Below are 17,266 nucleotides of genomic sequence, written 5' to 3'. Positions count from 1 at the left end.
TCTAAATCCTTTGTTGTTTCAGTTAGGTGTAGTTTCAATTTCGTCATCTGCATACGGGTCGCGATGACCCAGTTCTGCAAGCAACGTTCGTTCCAGTGCTTCCATTTCTTCGGCTTCGTCATCGTCTATATGGTCGTAACCCAAGAGATGCAAGCAGCCGTGGATGACTAGATGAGCCCAATGGGCCTCAAGTTCCTTTCCTTGTTCCGCCGCTTCACGCTCGACCACTTCGACGCAGATCACCAGGTCGCCCAGCAATGGGATGTCCAGTAACTCATCGGGTACGTCAGCGGGAAACGACAGCACGTTGGTCGCGTAGTCTTTCTGTCGCCAGGTGTGATTCAGTTCACGGCCTTCGCGCTCGTCCACCAGGCGAATGGTCAGTTCCGAGTCGGCGGTGCGCTGGCGCAGGGCCAGTGTGCACCATTGGCGGAACTGTTCTTCGCTGGGGGCAGGCGCTTCGGTGGCCAGCTGCAGGTCAAGCTCAAGCATCGCGGCGAGTGTCCTTGGCCGGTTGGTCGTCGCGGTGTTCGAAGCGCTCGTAGGCTTCGACAATGCGCTGCACCAGCGGGTGACGGACCACGTCTTTGGGCATGAAGTGCGTGAAGCTGATCCCTGGCACGTCCTTGAGCACGTCGATCACCTGGGCCAGGCCCGACTTGGTGCCTTTTGGCAGGTCGACCTGGGTGACGTCGCCGGTGATCACGGCCGTTGAGCCGAAGCCGATCCGGGTCAGGAACATCTTCATCTGCTCGACGGTGGTGTTCTGGCTTTCGTCGAGGATGATGAAGCTGTTGTTCAGCGTCCGGCCACGCATGTAGGCCAGCGGGGCGATCTCGATCACCTGGCGCTCGATCAGCTTGGCCACGTATTCGAAGCCGAGCATCTCGTAGAGTGCGTCGTAGAGCGGGCGCAGGTACGGGTCGATCTTCTGGGCCAGGTCGCCGGGCAAAAAGCCCAGTTTCTCGCCGGCTTCCACCGCCGGGCGCACCAGCAGGATGCGTCGCACCTGCTCACGCTCCAGGGCGTCGACCGCACAGGCCACGGCCAGGTAGGTCTTGCCGGTACCGGCCGGGCCGATGCCGAAGTTGATGTCGTTACCCAGGATCTCTTTGACGTAGCGCTGCTGATTCAAGCCGCGAGGGCGAATCATGCCTTTCTTGGTGCGCAACGCGACGCTGGCTTCGGCTACCGGGTTATTCGCCAGGTCTTGCACCGCAGATTCCTGCAGGTACAGGTGCACCGTTTCCGGCGACAGCTCGCTACCTTTGGTTTCCCGGTAGAGGCGGCGCAGGAGGTTTTCTGCCGAGGTGGTGTGTTCGGGTTCACCAATAAGCTCGAATTGATTGCCGCGGTTGCGGATCTCGATGCTCAGGCGTTGTTCGATCAGGCGCAGATGCTCGTCGAACTGTCCGCACAGATTGGCGAAACGGCGAGCCTCAAAGGGCTCGAGGAGAAAACGATGTGGTTCTATGGGTGCGTTCAAGGTCGTTTTTAGCCGCCCTGGGGCAATTAAGATGAAATCAAGGATAACGCCAGCAGGCCGGGTGCGAAAGCACTTAAACGGAGCATCTTGGCTGAGGGCGATTCTGTAGGAGCGAGCTTGCTCGCGAAAAACGTCAACGATACCGCTTGCAGCCTGAATATACGCGGTGCCCTCAGGTTTTTCGCGAGCAAGCTCGCTCCTACAGAAACTTGGTTTATTGGATCAGCGAGCCGCGCAGCGAGTGCGGTTGTGCCGCGTCGATGTGCACGTCGGCGAACTGCCCGATCAGTGTCGGATTATCGCAGCGGAAGTTGACGATCCGGTTGTTCTCGGTCCGGCCCTGCAATTCGCCAGGGTCTTTTTTCGAGTAGTCGGTCACCAGGATGCGCTGGGTCGAGCCCACCATCTGTCGGCTGATCTCGAAGCCTTGTTGGTTGAGGCGATGTTGCAGGGCGTTCAATCGCTCTTTCTTCAACGCTTCCGGGGTCTCGTCCGCCAGATCCGCCGCCGGGGTGCCCGGGCGCTGGCTGTAGACGAACGAGTAGGAGAAGTCGAACCCGACGTCTTCAATCAGCTTCATGGTCTGCTGGAAGTCTTTCTCGGTTTCACCCGGGAAGCCGACGATAAAGTCCGAGCTGATGCAGATCCCCGGCACCGCCGCACGCAATTTGCGCAGCTTGGATTTGTATTCCAGGGCGGTGTGGTTGCGTTTCATCGCCGAGAGGATGCGGTCCGAGCCTGATTGCACCGGCAAGTGCAGGTGTTTGACCAGCTCCGGCACTTCGGCGTGAGCCTGGATCAGGCTGTCGGAGAACTCCAGCGGGTGCGAGGTGGTGTAGCGAATTCGCTCGATCCCGTCGACGGCCGCCACCACGCGGATCAGCTCTGCGAGGTCTGCCAGGCGCCCGTCATGGGTCTGGCCGCGATAGCCGTTGACGTTCTGCCCCAGCAGGGTCACTTCACGCACGCCGTTTTCGGCCAGGTGAATGATTTCTGCCAGCACGTCGTCGAACGGCCGGCTGACTTCTTCACCGCGGGTGTAGGGCACGACGCAGAAAGTGCAGTACTTGCTGCAGCCTTCCATTACCGACACATAAGCGCTCGGGCCGTCGATGCGCGGCTCGGGCAAATGGTCGAATTTTTCGATTTCCGGGAACGAGACGTCGACTTGCGGCAGCTTGGTGATGCGTGCGGCGTCGATCATTTCCGGCAGGCGGTGCAGGGTTTGCGGGCCGAACACCACGTCGACGTACGGTGCACGGTCGCGAATGGCGGCGCCTTCCTGGCTGGCCACGCAACCGCCGACGGCGATCACCATGTCCGGGTTGGCCAGTTTCAGTTCACGCCAGCGGCCCAGCTGCGAGTAGACCCGGTCCTGGGCCCGCTCGCGGATCGAGCAGGTATTGAGCAGGATCACGTCGGCATCTTCAGCGCGGGCGGTGACTTCCAGGGCCTGATGTTCACCCAGCAGATCGACCATGCGCGAGCTGTCGTACTCGTTCATCTGGCAACCGTGGGTTTCGATGTAAAGCTTCTTGGCCATGGGGATCGTCAACTGGTGGTAAAGAACCGCGCATTATAGGGGGCATGCCGATAGGTTCCTAGCACTGTGCATCGGACGCCATGCTATAGTTCGCGCCCTCTTTTATATCCCCCGATGTGTTACCCGCCCACCATGACCAAACGTGAAGCTCCAATCTACAAGGTGATTTTCCTTAACCAGGGCCAGGTGTTCGAAATGTACGCCAAGCAGATCTATCAAAGTGATCTGTGGGGCTTCCTGGAAGTGGAAGAGTTCGTCTTTGGCGAGCGCACACAGCTGGTCGTCGACCCGGGCGAGGAAAAACTCAAGGCTCAGTTCGAGGGCGTGGTGCGCAGTTTTGTGCCGATGCATTCGATCGTGCGCATCGATGAAGTCGAGCGCCTGGGCACGCCGAAAATCAGTGAGGCCCGTGGCATGAGCAATGTCATGCCGTTTCCGATGCCGATGCCTGAGAAGTAAGGCTTAAGACCGCGTCGACCCCTTCGCGAGCAAGCCCGCTCCCACCTTCGACCGAGTTCCACCTTTGGAATACAGTCGAAGGTGGGAGCGGGCTTGCTCGCGAAGGCGGCAGTAAAGGCGCTACAAAACTCAGGGAAGTGGCGAAAATGGCGAGCTGCCATCTGCGCTCTGCAGTTCCTGCAGGTAGTTACGGAAAATCTGTCCCAGCACCTGGGTCGCCACTTCCAGTTCGTCCCGCTGCATGTGCTCGGCCACTTCGTCTGCCGTGTCCAGCGCATCTTCGGCGCCGTTGACTGCCGCCATTTTCAGCACGATATACGCCTGAACGTTATTGGCCGGTACGCCTTCGCCGTGGAAAAACATGGTGCCCAGCTGGAATTGCGCCTGGGCGTGGCCCTGCAACGAGGCTTTCTCGAAGTAGCTCAAAGCCTTGTTGAGGTCGCGTGCGGGATTTTTACTCTCGTAGAAGTACTCGCCCAACTCGTATTGCGCCTGCGCATCCCCGCCGTCGGCCTGTTTCTGGCACGCGCTCAGGGCTTCGGCCTGGCTTTCTGGCTGGGTATTGAGGGTGCAACGACCCATCGCTGGGATTAACAACGAGTTGCCGCCTGCCTGGGCAATCGCCAGCAGCGGCTGAAGGAGCAACAGGCAGCCCAGAACCAGGGTGCGGCCGGTGCGTTTCATGGGAATCGACTTACCTCTGACGGGGCGCGGGACCCACGGGGGGATCCAATAAGCGCGCATTATGAAATAAGCAGGCACCTGCTTACAAAGTCTTTACTCGTTTTTCTGCTGCGTGGGCAAGTTATCTGCCGGATTGCAGGTGAATTCTCGAAAAAAGACGGAAATGCCTGTAAGCAAAGTAGCAAATCTGACGCCGCCAGGGGCGACGTCGGATTTTTGAGCCGCTTATTTCAAGGCGGCGAAGGCGCGCTCGGCGGCATCAAGGGTCAGTTTCAGCTCGGCATCACCATGGGCGATCGAGGTGAACCCGGCTTCAAAGGCGCTCGGTGCCAGATACACACCACCGTCCAGCATCAGGTGGAAGAAGCGCTTGAACAGGTCGGCATCGCTGCCCATCACGTCGTCGAAGGTGACGATGTCGTCGGCGCCGCTGAAGTACAGGCCGAACATGCCGCCCGCCTGGGTGGTCACGAACGGAATGCCGGCCGCATCGGCGCGCTGTTGCAGGCCGTCCAGCAGGCGAGTGGTGTAGTCGGTCAGTTCGGCGTGGAAGCCCGGGCGGCTGATCAGGCGCAAGGTGGTCAGGCCGGCAGCCATGGCCAGCGGGTTACCCGACAGGGTGCCTGCCTGGTACACAGGGCCCAGCGGCGCGATGTGTTGCATGATTTCGCGCTTGCCGCCGAAGCAGCCCACCGGCATGCCGCCACCGATGATCTTGCCGAAGGTGCTCAGGTCCGGCGTAACGCCGTAGTAAGCCTGGGCGCCGCCGAGGGCCACGCGGAAACCGGTCATCACTTCATCAAAAATCAGCACCACGCCGTGCTTGTCGCACTGTTCGCGCAGGCCTTCCAGGAACCCCGGCGCCGGCGGCACGCAGTTCATGTTGCCGGCCACTGGCTCGACGATGATGCACGCCACTTCCTGGCCGACTTCGCTGAGCATCTGCTCGACGGCAGCGATGTCGTTGAACGGCAGGGTCAGGGTGTGTTTGGCAAATGCTGCCGGCACACCGGCGGAGCTCGGTACGCCCTGGGTCAACGCGCCAGAGCCGGCCTTGACCAGCAGGCTGTCGGAGTGGCCGTGGTAGCAGCCTTCGAACTTGATGATGCTGTCGCGGCCGGTGAAACCACGGGCCAGGCGAATCGCACTCATGGTGGCTTCGGTGCCGGAGCTGACCATCCGCACCATCTCCATCGACGGCACGATGGAGCACACCAGGTCGGCCATCTCGGTTTCCATGGCGGTGGGTGCGCCATAGGACAAGCCGTGTTGCAGCTGCTGGCGCACTGCGTCCAGTACGTCCGGATGGCTGTGGCCGAGGATCATCGGGCCCCACGAACCCACGTAGTCGACGTAGCGCTTGTCATCTTCGTCGGTGACGTAGGCGCCTTCGGCATGTTTGAAGAACAACGGCGTGCCGCCAACGCTCTTGAACGCTCGCACGGGGGAGTTCACACCGCCGGGGATGTGTTTCTGGGCATTGGCAAACAGGGTTTCGGAACGGGACATTATCGTGTTCTCTGAATTCAAGATTTTAGAAGATCGTTGAAGGCGCGGGCGCGACGCGTGACTTCCTGGGTGCTGTCGGCACCAAACAGGCCGTGGACCACCGCCAGCAGGTCGGCACCGTGGGCCACCAATGGTTCGGCGTTTTCCAGGGTAATACCGCCGATCACGCAGATCGGCAGGTGCAGCCGTGCGCGTGCCTGGGCCAGCAGTTCAACGGTGGCAGCCGGGGCGCCCGGCTTGGTGTTGGAGTTGAAGAAGCGGCCGAAGGCGACGTAACTGGCACCCTCTTTGGCGGCCTGCTCGGCCAGTTCGATCTGGCTGTGGCAGGTGGAACCGATGATCGCCTTGGAACCCAGCAGTGCGCGGGCCGGGGTCAGCGGGCCGTCGGTCTGGCCCAGGTGCACGCCAACGCCGAGGCGCGCGGCCAGTTCGGCGTCATCGTTGATGATCAGTTGCGTCTTGTAGCGCGAGCACAGCTCCCGCAGTTTTTCGGCTTCCCGCAGGCGGCGCGCTTCGTCGCTGCTTTTATCGCGGTATTGCAGCAGGGTCACGCCACCGTCCAACGCCGCTTCGACGTAGGCCAGGAACTTGCCGGCCAACAGTTGGCTGTCGGTAATGGCATAAAGGCCACGTAGTTTCATCGGGCAGGCCTCTCGGTGTTACGAGCAGAAATCCAACGGCAGACGACGAGGCACGAATTGCCCCTGGCCGAGTTGTTCAGCGTCACGCAGGGTGCGCCAAGTGTAGTTGAGGGCCGATTGCACCGCGCTGACCAAACCTTCGCCTTGTGCCAGCCGACCGGCCAGTGCGCTGGCCAGGGTGCAGCCGGAACCGTGATAGCTGCCGGGCAGGCGCTGGCAGGTAAAGGTCTGGTGCGTGCCGTCGCGGCTGTAGAGGCGGTTGTGCACTTCGTGCTCGTCGCCGTGGCCGCCGGTGATCAGCAGGTGCTTGATGAAAGGCAGCAGTTTCGCGGCGCATTCGTCCGCCGTGCCTTCGGGCAGTTCGGCGAGGATGCGGGCTTCGGGCAGGTTCGGCGTGGCGATCAGCGACAGCGGCAACAGCCGCTCGCGCATGGCGTAGCCCACTTCGTCCTTGCCCAGGCTGCCGCCACCGCCGGCGCGCAGCACCGGGTCGCAGACCACCGGCAAATGCGGGTGCGCCTTGAGCAGCTCGACCACGGTGTCGACCATTTCCAGGGAACCGAGCATGCCCAGTTTCACCGCCGCCACTTCGGAGTCGCCGAGCACCGCGTTGGCCTGGGCCAGCACCCACTCGCGATCCAGCACGCGGAAATCGCTGACATTGACGGTGTTCTGCACAGTCAGCGCGGTGACGGCCGGGGCCGCATGACAACCCTGGGCGAGCAGGGCTTCGATATCTGCCTGCAAGCCGGCGCCACCACTGGGATCATGGCCGGAGAGACAGAGGACAACGGGGCGAGAGCTGTAGGTATTCATGGTGCGCGAGCTTACCACCAAACGCTTTTTGGGTGGCTGTCGGGCGAAGGTTGAATTTTTAGCGGATGAGTGGAGATAAATGGCTGTTTGCTATCATTGGTAAATACAGGTCAAATGCTCTGTAAAGCCCGCTCTAGAGCCTTTCAAAAAATTGTTTCAATGGTGTCTTTTGGCCTGTAATGGCTATGCTAGAGTGGATCCAAACCAATAACTGTATCGCCGGTTTACGTCTGCTCAAAAGGAATGGAGGCTTTTGACATAACCGGACAGGTCACGCTGGGGCTCTATGCGCTATTTGCTGATGTTACTGTTGAGCGGGCTGCCGATGCTGGCGGGCGCAGTCGAGTTCAACGAGTCCACCTCCCGGTTGTCCCTGGGCCAAGTGATGCAAGTCCTTGAAGACCCAAGCGGCGCCTTGACGATTGGCGATATCAGCTCGCCGGTCCTCGCCAGTCGCTTCAAAACTCATGACAAAGCCACCTTGAATGCCGGCTATTCGCGCTCGGTGTTCTGGCTCAAGGTCGACCTTCATTACCGTCCGAAAAACCCGGAGGCCTCGCGCAACTGGCTGCTGGAATTGGCCTATCCGCCGCTGAACCAACTGGAGCTGTACCAGCCCGACAGCGTCGGCAATTATCGACTGGTGTCGCGCACCGGCAGCATTCTGCCGTTTTCCAGCCGCGAAATTCGCCAGAGCAACTACCTGTTCAAGCTCGACTTGGCGCCTGATCAGCGGGAAACCCTGTACCTGCGCCTGCAAAGCCAGGGCTCGATCCAGGCGCCGCTGACCCTCTGGTCGACCACCGCGTACCTCGAAGAACAGCCATTGCGCCTCTATGTGCTGGGTGTGATCTACGGCGTGTTGCTGGGCATGCTGATCTACAACCTGTTCATCTACCTGAGCGTGCGCGACACCAGCTACCTCTATTACATCCTCTATATTGCCTCGTTCGGCCTGTATCAGCTGTCGGTCAACGGCGTGGCCGTGCAGTACTTCTGGCCGAATAACCCGTGGTGGGCGAATGCGGCGGTGCCGTTCCTGATCGGTTCGGCGGCGCTGTTCGGCAGCCTGTTTGCCCGCAGCTTCCTGCACACCGCGCTTTACAGCCGCTGGATCAACCGGCTGTTGCTGGCGCTGGCGGTCAGCGGCGCGGCGGTGATGGTGCTGGCCCTGTTCACCAGTTATGCGCTGGCGCTGCGTCTGGCCACCGCTTTGGCGCTGGTGTTTACCGTGACCATCTTCGTCGCCGCCATCAAGGCCTGGTACTGCGGCCAGCGGATGGCGCGCTACTTCATCATCGCCTGGACCGCGTTCCTGCTGGGCGGTGTGGTGAATACGATGATGGTCCTGGGCTACCTGCCCAATGTGTTCCTCACGATGTACGCCAGCCAGATCGGCTCGGCACTTGAAGTGGCCCTGTTGTCCCTGGCCCTGGCCGACCGGATCAATTCGATGCGCGAGCAACAGGCGCAGATCCTGCTGGATGCCAGCCAGAAACTCGAAGTGCTCAACACGCAGCTGGCCCACAGCAATCGGCTCAAGGACGAATTCCTCGCCACGTTGACCCACGAGTTGCGCACCCCGATGAACGGCGTGATCGGCTCCCTGGAATTGATGCAGACCGAGCCACTGGAAGGCGACCTGGCGCAGTATCACCAAACCGCCGCCGGCTCGGCCCGCGAGATGATGCGCATGGTCAACGGCATCCTCACCCTTACCGAATTGCAGGCCGGGCGCCTCAGCCCGCAACCCCAGGTGTTCAGCCTGCGCGGGTTGCTCGACACCTTGCGCCAGCAGTTTGCGGCCAGCGCCCAGAGCAAGGGCCTGGAGTTTTCGATTGATCTGGCAGATGAGTTGCCGGACCGCGTCAATGGCGATCCCGGCAAGTTGGCGCAATGCCTGGATTGCCTGTTGGACAACGCGTTCAAGTTTACCCACGAAGGCTCGGTACGGGTTCGGGTGGTCGGCGTGCCCCAGGCCGACGGGACGCTGCGCCTGACCTTTATTGTCACCGACACCGGCATCGGGTTCGCCTACCTCGATGAGGCGACCCTGTATCAGCGCTTCTTCCAGCTCGACGGCTCGACCACTCGCCGATACGGCGGCATGGGCATTGGCCTGGCAATCTGCCGGCAATTGATCGAGTTGCTCGGAGGCCGCCTCACCCATAATTCCGAGCCGCGGCGCGGCAGTCGCTTCCAGCTGGAGCTTGCCGTCAGTCCGGTCCAGCCCGAACCTGCGCCTGTGCGCCGAGTGCCGCAGGCACAACGCACGCCTCAGGAGTGCACGGTGTTGCTGGTGGACGACAACAGCGTCGCGCAATTGGTGGTGCGCGGCATGTTGCTCAAGCTCGGTTACCGCGTGAAAACCGTCGATAACGGGCCGGCCGCCCTGGCGCTGTTGCAGAGTGACACCTTTGATGCGGTGCTACTGGATGTGCCGGAAGGCGGATTCTCGCTGTGCTGCCAGATCCGTGCATTGCCCGGCTGTGCCGAGTTGCCGGTGATCGCCTTGAGCACCTCCTTGCAAGCCCCGGAGCGTGAGAGCTGCCATGGCGTGGGTGTCACCGACCGAGTGGCCAAGCCGGTGCGCTTCGAGGCCTTGCAGTTGGTGCTGCAGCTGCGGTTGTTGCATATGGTTGAGGGTGAAAGCGCCGCCACTTAGGCGCTTATGCCACTTTTTTAACCCGGTTGACGGTGCTTAACTGAAATTCAGGCCTCAATGAACGTGGCCTTTTTTCAGGAGGCCCGTCATGAACCTGCACCCGTTTGCCGAAACCCACGACGTCACCAACCAGCCACCGTCCCTGGACGGCACCAACCTGTACCGTATCGATTTGCCCCTGCAAGAATGGTCCCGGCGCTTTGGTGCCGGCTGGGCCGAGCAGCGTATCGACACCTACGGCGCGCTGGCGGGCGGGCCGCTGATGGAGGCCGGTTTCCTGGCCAACCAGAACAAACCGGTGTTCAACAGCCACGACCGTTTTGGTCATCGTATCGACCTGGTGGAATTTCATCCGGCCTACCACGAACTGATGCGCACCGCCGTCGAGCATGGTTTGCCTTCGTTGCCGTGGGCCCATCCGCAATCCGGTGCCCATGTGGCCCGCGCGGCGATGACCTACCTGCACAGCCAGGCCGAAGCCGGCACCGGCTGCCCGCTGACCATGACCTTCGCCTGCGTGCCGGCCCTGCGTTTGCAGCCGGACCTGGCTGAAACCTGGCTGCCGAAAATCCTCGCCACTGAATACGACCCGCGCAACGTCGGCATCGCCCACAAGGCCGGCGCCACTATCGGCATGGCAATGACCGAGAAACAGGGCGGCACCGACGTGCGCGCCAACACCACCCGCGCTTACCCCGTGGGCGCCGGTGGCTCGGGCCAGGCGTATGAGCTGGTGGGGCACAAGTGGTTCTGCTCGGCACCGATGTGCGATGGCTTCCTGACCCTGGCCCAGACCGACAAGGGCCTGACCTGTTTCCTGCTGCCCCGGCACCGCCCGGATGACACCCGCAACGAGTTCTACATCCAGCGCCTGAAAAACAAACTCGGCAATTGCTCCAACGCTTCCAGCGAAGTGGAGTTTCGCGGAGCGCTGGCCTGGATGATCGGCGAGGAAGGGCGCGGTGTACCGACCATTATCGAAATGGTGGCCATGACCCGTTTCGATTGCATGGTCGGCTCCAGTGCCTTGATGCGCCAGGCACTGACCCAGGCCAGCCATCATTGCGCCCATCGACTGGTGGGCGGCCGGGTGCTCAGCGAGCAACCACTGATGCAAAACGTATTGGCCGACCTGGCCCTGGAAAGCGAAGCGTCCCTGGCCTTGAGCATGCGCATGGGCCGCGCGCTGGACCATCTGGATAACGAACAGGAAGCCAAATTCGCCCGGCTGGTAACGGCGGTGGGCAAGTATTGGATCTGCAAGCGCGCCCCGGCGATGATCAACGAAGCCGCCGAATGCATGGGCGGGGCCGGGTATGTGGAGGACAGCATCCTGCCGCGTTTGTACCGTGAGGCGCCGGTTAATTCCACGTGGGAAGGTTCCGGCAATGTGCAGTGCCTGGATGTGCTGCGGGCCTTGTCGAAAGAACCGGGCGTACTGGAAGCGTTGTTTGCCGAGCTGGGGGATGGTCATGGTCATAAACACTTGGCGCGGCACATCGAGCAGTTGAAGTCAGCGTTCATGGACACCCAGGACATTCAGTACCGTGCCCGGCAACTCACTGAGGATATTGCGGTGGCGTTACAGGCCAAGCTGTTGCTGGAGGCGGGTAATGCCAGTGTGAGTGATGGTTTTATCGCCAGCCGACTGGGTGAGTCGTCTGGCCGGGTCTATGGCACCTTGCCGCGTGGTGTGGATGTGGGAGCGATTGTTGCCCGGTCGACACCTCTGTTTTCCTGAACAAACACGGTCAAAATGTGGGAGCGGGCTTGCTCGCGAAGGCGGAGTGTCAGTCAATGTAGATGTCGACTGATTCACCGCCTTCGCGAGCAAGTCGAATCGTCGCACCGCCGCTCCCACATTGATTCGATTCCAATTCAGAGTTTCCGTCGCTCAGGGATACAGGCAAGATGAACGCCTGCAAGTCAGAACACAGGATGCTTACCGTGACCGAAGCTTTTGTTGTCGTTCAAACCGCCGAAGAAGCCGTGGATCGGCTGGCGGCTCTCCATGAGCGTGCCACTGGCGCGCTCAATCAGGCCCTCAAGCGCTACCTCAAAGACCGCGTCGAGCCCGACGCCGAACAACGCGCGATGTTTCGCTACCCGGAACTTCGCCTGACCTACCTGGTGCAGGGCGAAGTCACACAGACCACCCGGGCGTATGCCAAGGTCCAGTTGCCGGGGACCTACAGCGTCACCGTCACCCATCCTTCAGCCTTCCGCAAATACTTGCTGGAGCAACTGGTGCCGTTGATGCACGACTTCACCGTGACGGTGGAAGTGGGCGTCAGCCAGCAGAACATTCCTTACCCGTACGTGGTGGAGCAGGGCGACGAGCTCGCCGGCTCCGGCGTGACCGCCGCCACGCTGGCGCGGGTGTTCCCGAGTACCGACCTGTCAGCCGCCACCGATGGCATTGCCGACGGTCTCTACGATTGGGAAAACACCGATCCGCTGCCATTGGCGCTGTTCGATGCCGCCCGTGTCGACTTTTCCCTGCGTCGCCTGGTGCACTACACCGGCAGCGACTGGCGCCATGTGCAGCCGTGGATTTTGCTGACCAACTACCACCGTTACGTTGACCAGTTCATCGTGCATGGCCTGGAACAGTTGCGCAGCGACCCGCGCTTTATCCGCATGGTGCTGCCGGGCAATGTGATCATCGACAAGAGCATGGACCACGGCGAAGCGTCTGCCATCGCCGCGGGCGTGGTCTGGCACCGCTACCAGATGCCGGCCTACCACTTGCAGGCCAGCGATGGCCACGGTGTGACTCTGGTGAACATCGGTGTCGGCCCGTCCAACGCCAAGAACATCACCGATCACCTGGCCGTATTGCGCCCGCATTGCTGGCTGATGATTGGCCACTGCGGCGGCCTGCGCCAGTCCCAGACCATCGGCGACTACGTGCTGGCTCACGCCTATATGCGCCGCGACGGGATTCTCGACCGGGTCGTGCCGCCGAACATCCCGATCCCGGCCCTGGCCGAAGTGCAGATGGCCTTGCAGCAAGCCGCCGCCAACGTCACCGGCGAGAAGGGCGAGGAGCTGAAAAAGCGCCTGCGCACCGGCACCGTGTTGACCTACGACGACCGCAACTGGGAGCTGCGTTGGGCCCAGGAGCGACCGCTGATCAACCTGTCCCGCGCCGTGGCCGTGGACATGGAAAGCGGCACCATCGCAGCCCAGGGCTACCGCCTGCGGGTGCCGTATGGCACGTTGCTGTGTGTGTCGGACAAACCGCTACACAGCGAGATCAAGCTGCCGGGTTCGGCCAACGCGTTCTATGAGCGTGCGGTCAGCCAGCACTTGAAGATCGGCATCGAGGCGGTGGATCTGTTGCGCACCGAACTCAACTCGCTGCACTCGCGCAAACTGCGCAGCTTCGACGAGCCGCCGTTCCGCTAAACGGTTGGGATGGTTATTTAACGGTCAGGCCACTAGCATTGTCGGTCCTGACCGTTAGATGTTCCTTTGCCATGTCCCGTCCTGCCCGTCCCGTTTCCCGCCGCCCTGGTGTGAAAAGTCCGCAAACTTCGTCGGCCCCGCGTCGTGTCGCCAAGGCGCCACCGGCTGAGCCCAAGTTGATCCTGTTCAATAAACCCTTCGACGTGCTGACCCAGTTCAGCGACGAAGGCGGGCGGGCGACCCTCAAGGATTTCATCGACATCCCCGGTATTTACCCGGCCGGACGCCTGGACCGTGACAGTGAAGGCCTGTTGCTGCTGACCAACGACGGCCAGTTGCAGGCGCGCATTGCCGACCCCAAGCACAAGCTGGCGAAAACCTACTGGGTGCAGGTGGAAGGCGAGCCGACGGAAGAACAACTGCAACGCCTGCGCGACGGCGTGGAACTCAACGACGGCATGACCCTGCCCGCCGAAGCCCGGCAACTGGACGAGCCGCAGTTGTGGCCGCGCAATCCGCCGGTGCGGTTTCGCAAAAGCGTGCCGACCCATTGGCTGGAGTTGGTGATTCGAGAAGGGCGTAACCGCCAGGTGCGGCGCATGACGGCCGCCGTAGGCTTGCCGACGCTGCGTCTGGTGCGGGTGCGGATTGGTGACTGGTCGATCGACGGCCTGGATCAAGGCCAGTGGAAGGAAGTGCCGGCGCGCTTATAAGGCGCCGGACTCGATCAGGCCGATCACCACGCTCTTGATGATAAACGCGGCGACGCCCAGGCCCAGCACGAAGAACAGGATCATCGAGCCAAAGCGCCCGGCCTTGGATTTCTTCGCCAGGTCCCAGACGATAAAGCCCATGAAAATGATCAGGATGCTGACCAGGCCGGTCATCATCCATTCTTCAAGCACGGCGGGATCAATCGAGTTCATCGGGTCGTTTCCGGCTGAGGCAGGGCGGCAAGTATACGCCAGCATGATCAGCTCATCATTGACCTGCGTCGGTCCGCCGCAGACTTATCACCCTGCTGAAACACAGTCAAAATGTGGGAGCGGGCTTGCTCGCGAATGCGGTGGATCAGCCAGCATGTTCGGTGCCTGACACACCGCATTCGCGAGCAAGCCCGCTCCCACATTTGTTCCGCGCTGGCCTTAAGTGCGCAAGTGGGTCAGCGGCAACTCGGTGCTGTTGAGCACCTGGTTCAGCACAAAGCTTGAGCGCACGCTGGTGACGCCTTCGATGCGGGTCAGGTGCCCCAGCAGCAGTTTCTGGTAGTGGTCCATGTCTGGCACCACCACCTTCAGTTGGTAGTCAGCGTCCATCCCGGTCACCAAACTGCACTCCAGCACTTGCGGCAAGGTGCGGATGGCGGCTTCGAAGTTCTCGAAACGCTCGGGTGTGTGTCGGTCCATGCCGATCAGTACGTAGGCCGTGAGACTCAGGCCGAGCATCTTGCGGTCGAGCAGGGCGACCTGGCGGGCGATGTAGCCGTCGTCCTCCAATTGCTTGACCCGGCGTGAGCACGGCGAAGGCGACAGGCCGATGCGCTCGGCCAACTCCTGGTTGGAGATCCTCGCGTCGCGCTGTAATTCCGCCAAAATACTCAGGTCGTATCGGTCAAGCTTGCTCATGGGGCTGGCCTTTGTCGTAACTATTGCGGCGAATTATCTATCCAGGGTTAAAAATTGCGCAAGCACTGTTTATTGACGCAATCTTCGCAATCCTCTGTCCGGGCCTGGGGCGTAAAGTTATCAACAGAATCACCGCCCGGACATACAGTCCACTGCAGCCCGCTCATACCGCCGGCTGCGGCCGCCAACCCCACCGGGTTGCCCCGGCCCCCGGGCTGCACACTGTCCACAAGACGGCGTGAGGTGAGCCAACGTCAAAAGCGTTGAGCCAGGACGAAGTTCTCAAGGGGCGACCGACGGGTCGCCCCTTTTTATTGCCTGCGAAAATAATTCTCGTGACTGATAACCTGTCGCAGAACCGGGCCCCGGTTTTCCAGTCTTACGAGTAGGCCCTAATCCGCAGTGAGGAATAGCATGAAGCGCATCTGGCGTTTGGCAGGTGTTGGTTTGCTGATGGTAACCGTTGGTGCGCAAGTGATGGCCGACGAACAGCCTCGCTCTGAAGGCGGTGGCCAGCGTGAGGAAGGGCGCCCGGGCAATAACCAGCCGCGGCCGCAGAACAACCAGCCTCGACCGCAAAATAATCAACCACGTCCTGAAGCCCCTCGTCCCGAGAACAATCAGCCGCGTCCGCAGAACCAGCATTTCGAAAATAATCAGCCACGGCCGCAGAATCAGAATTTCGAGCGCCCGAACGGTGGTGGCCAGTGGCAAGGTCGCCCGCAAGGCAATCAGCAACAACCTCCGCACCAGGCGCCCCAGCCGGCCAATAATCTGCCGATCCAGGGCCGCCCGGATACCGTGCGCCAGACCCAGGAACCGCGTCCCGGCAACTACCAGGACATTCCGCGTCGCAACGATGGCAATCAGCACTGGCAGTCCGGCAATGGCGGCCAAGGTGGTCCCGGCCGGCCCGGCTTTAATGGCGGTGGCAATAACCACCCCAACGATCACCGCTGGCCGGGCCGTCCCGACGGGCACGGTAATGGCTGGGGTCCCGGCCCGCAGTACCGTCCCGGTTACACCGTCGACCGTTTCCCCGACCGCAACTACCGCGTGCCGTATCGTGGCCAGGACTACTTTTTCTCGGGTGGCTACTGGTATCGCCCACAAGGCCCGCGCTATGTCGTAGTGGCGCCGCCATACGGGATTCGCGTGCAATACCTGCCGGATTACGCACGGGAAGTGTGGGTGGGCAGCGCACTGTTTTTCCTTGCCGCCGGTGCCTATTACACCTACGAGGAAAGCAGCCAGCAGTACGTGGTGGTGCAGCCGCCACCCGCCGCGCCAGCGCCGCAGCCTGCTCCCCAAGGCAATGGGTATGACGTGGTGGCTTACCCGGCCAACGGCCAATCACCGGCGCAGGTCCAGCAGGACGGTTACGACTGCTATCGCTGGGCGGTGCAACAAAGTGGTTTTGACCCAAGGACCGTCACCTACGCCCCAGACCCGGCCGTGGTGCAAACCTACCGCCAGGCCCAAGGCAACTGCCTGAGCAGTCGCGGCTATCAGGTGCAGTACTAGGCCTTCGCGCCCTTGACCACTTCCTGCGGGTCGGCGTGCACCAGCACTTCGGCTCGCGGGTAGGCTTTGTGGATGGCATCGGCGGCTTGATCGCTGATGCCGTGGGCCACGGACAAACTCAACTCTCCCGGTAACTCCAGGTGCAACTGCACGAACCAGTGGCTGCCGGAAATCCGCGTGCGCAAATCATGCGCCCCCAATACACCGGGCACACTGCACGCCAGTTCGAGCATGTGCTGGCTGACATCCGGCGGCAGTTCCTCGTCCATCAGCACCGAAAAACTTTCCCGGGCGATCTGGATGGCGCTCCACAAGATGTAGGCCGCGATGCCCAGGCCGAACCAGGCGTCCACCTGATGAAAGCCGAACGCCGCCAGCACCAGCGCCACCAGGATGCTGCCGTTGAGCATCAAGTCTGAGCGATAGTGCAGCGAGTCGGCGCGGATGGCATTCGAGCCGGTTTCGCGGATCACCCGGTATTGCAGGATCAGCAGCGCCGCCGTCAGCGCCAGGGACAGAACGATCACGCCAATGCTCAGCCATGGCGCGCCCACCGGCTCCGGATGCTGCAAGCGCTGGAACGCCTGGAACGCGATCAACACCGCACTGCCGGCGATGAACAGCGCCTGGGCCATGCCCGACAGAGATTCTGCCTTGCCATGGCCATAACGATGATCGTCATCCGCCGGGCGCAACGCGTAGTGCACGGCCAGCAAATTCAGCAGCGAGGTGACGCCGTCGAGCAGCGAGTCGGTCAGCCCGGCGAGCATGCTCACCGAGCCGCTGAGCCACCAGGCGATGGCCTTGGTCACAATCAGCACACAGGCCACGCCGACGGACGCGCGGGTGGCCAGGCGCAACAGCCGGGCGTGTTCGGGACTGGTGGTCATGGGGCGGGTCAGT

Annotated in this window: 16 protein-coding genes; 6 read left to right on the top strand and 10 right to left on the bottom strand. The window is 61.6% G+C overall.

Annotated elements, in window-relative coordinates; all coding sequences use genetic code 11:
• Window positions 1-18 precede the first annotated feature (18 nt).
• The 3 genes from ybeY to miaB form a co-directional block, all read right to left on the bottom strand.
• Window positions 19-492 (bottom strand): rRNA maturation RNase YbeY, encoded by a 474-nt coding sequence (ybeY, locus tag ACA046_RS28755; protein ID WP_459024006.1) that lies wholly within the window; start codon window positions 490-492, stop codon window positions 19-21.
• Window positions 485-1,486, bottom strand: coding sequence for a PhoH family protein (locus ACA046_RS28750; RefSeq protein ID WP_076014077.1), 1,002 nt, complete (start codon window positions 1,484-1,486; stop codon window positions 485-487). The genes ybeY and ACA046_RS28750 overlap by 8 nt, the downstream gene beginning before the upstream one ends.
• Window positions 1,487-1,700: 214 nt before the next feature.
• Window positions 1,701-3,029: a tRNA (N6-isopentenyl adenosine(37)-C2)-methylthiotransferase MiaB gene (gene miaB / locus ACA046_RS28745; protein ID WP_076014076.1), complete on the bottom strand. Its 1,329-nt coding sequence runs from the start codon at window positions 3,027-3,029 to the stop codon at window positions 1,701-1,703.
• Between the two features lie 132 nt (window positions 3,030-3,161).
• On the opposite strand from miaB, the gene ACA046_RS28740 reads away from it, so the two are divergent.
• On the top strand, window positions 3,162-3,488 hold the full coding sequence (locus tag ACA046_RS28740; protein ID WP_003215457.1) for a DUF1820 family protein: 327 nt from the start codon (window positions 3,162-3,164) through the stop codon (window positions 3,486-3,488).
• Window positions 3,489-3,617: 129 nt separating this feature from the next.
• Here ACA046_RS28740 and ACA046_RS28735 read toward each other — a convergent pair whose 3' ends face one another.
• From ACA046_RS28735 to ACA046_RS28720, 4 genes are all read right to left on the bottom strand, one after another.
• The gene (locus ACA046_RS28735; RefSeq protein WP_497675409.1) at window positions 3,618-4,172 is read right to left on the bottom strand and encodes a tetratricopeptide repeat protein; all 555 of its coding nucleotides are present in this window, start codon (window positions 4,170-4,172) and stop codon (window positions 3,618-3,620) included.
• Window positions 4,173-4,397: 225 nt separating this feature from the next.
• Entirely contained in the window at window positions 4,398-5,681 is a 1,284-nt protein-coding gene (gene hemL, locus ACA046_RS28730) for a glutamate-1-semialdehyde 2,1-aminomutase (protein WP_076014074.1), read from the bottom strand.
• Between the two features lie 17 nt (window positions 5,682-5,698).
• Window positions 5,699-6,322 carry a thiamine phosphate synthase gene (thiE, locus tag ACA046_RS28725; RefSeq protein ID WP_076014073.1) on the bottom strand — a complete coding sequence of 208 codons (624 nt, stop codon included), beginning with the start codon at window positions 6,320-6,322 and terminating at the stop codon, window positions 5,699-5,701.
• Window positions 6,323-6,340: 18 nt separating this feature from the next.
• Window positions 6,341-7,138: a hydroxymethylpyrimidine/phosphomethylpyrimidine kinase gene (locus ACA046_RS28720; RefSeq protein WP_497675408.1), complete on the bottom strand. Its 798-nt coding sequence runs from the start codon at window positions 7,136-7,138 to the stop codon at window positions 6,341-6,343.
• Between the two features lie 286 nt (window positions 7,139-7,424).
• On the opposite strand from ACA046_RS28720, the gene ACA046_RS28715 reads away from it, so the two are divergent.
• The 4 genes from ACA046_RS28715 (at window position 7,425) to ACA046_RS28700 (ending at window position 13,927) form a co-directional block, all read left to right on the top strand.
• The gene (locus tag ACA046_RS28715; RefSeq protein WP_459023999.1) at window positions 7,425-9,803 is read left to right on the top strand and encodes a hybrid sensor histidine kinase/response regulator; all 2,379 of its coding nucleotides are present in this window, start codon (window positions 7,425-7,427) and stop codon (window positions 9,801-9,803) included.
• An 88-nt stretch (window positions 9,804-9,891) separates the two neighbouring features.
• Window positions 9,892-11,544: an acyl-CoA dehydrogenase family protein gene (locus tag ACA046_RS28710; RefSeq protein ID WP_497675407.1), complete on the top strand. Its 1,653-nt coding sequence runs from the start codon at window positions 9,892-9,894 to the stop codon at window positions 11,542-11,544.
• Window positions 11,545-11,714: 170 nt separating this feature from the next.
• Window positions 11,715-13,214, top strand: coding sequence for an AMP nucleosidase (amn, locus tag ACA046_RS28705; protein WP_497675406.1), 1,500 nt, complete (start codon window positions 11,715-11,717; stop codon window positions 13,212-13,214).
• Window positions 13,215-13,285: 71 nt separating this feature from the next.
• A complete protein-coding gene (locus tag ACA046_RS28700) occupies window positions 13,286-13,927 on the top strand; it encodes a pseudouridine synthase (RefSeq protein ID WP_029616066.1) in 642 nt (213 codons plus the stop codon).
• Here ACA046_RS28700 and ACA046_RS28695 read toward each other — a convergent pair.
• On the bottom strand, window positions 13,922-14,131 hold the full coding sequence (locus ACA046_RS28695; RefSeq protein WP_497677147.1) for a DUF2788 domain-containing protein: 210 nt from the start codon (window positions 14,129-14,131) through the stop codon (window positions 13,922-13,924). The two genes, ACA046_RS28700 and ACA046_RS28695, sit on opposite strands and share 6 nt — an antisense overlap.
• 228 nt (window positions 14,132-14,359) lie before the next feature.
• Entirely contained in the window at window positions 14,360-14,839 is a 480-nt protein-coding gene (locus tag ACA046_RS28690; RefSeq protein WP_003194418.1) for an Lrp/AsnC family transcriptional regulator, read from the bottom strand.
• 414 nt (window positions 14,840-15,253) lie between these two features.
• Between ACA046_RS28690 and ACA046_RS28685 the strand changes: the two genes are divergently transcribed.
• Complete coding sequence (locus ACA046_RS28685) at window positions 15,254-16,363, top strand: DUF6515 family protein (protein WP_497675405.1); 1,110 nt, start codon at window positions 15,254-15,256, stop codon at window positions 16,361-16,363.
• On the opposite strand, the gene ACA046_RS28680 is transcribed toward ACA046_RS28685, so the two are convergent.
• On the bottom strand, window positions 16,360-17,253 hold the full coding sequence (locus ACA046_RS28680) for a cation diffusion facilitator family transporter (RefSeq protein ID WP_076014068.1): 894 nt from the start codon (window positions 17,251-17,253) through the stop codon (window positions 16,360-16,362). The genes ACA046_RS28685 and ACA046_RS28680 overlap by 4 nt on opposite strands.
• Window positions 17,254-17,266 lie beyond the last annotated feature (13 nt).

It is taken from the genome of Pseudomonas sp. LBUM1641, assembly GCF_059716235.1.
The sequence above is the reverse complement of the archived record's forward strand: the minus strand, read 5'-3'. Positions and strand labels throughout refer to the sequence as shown.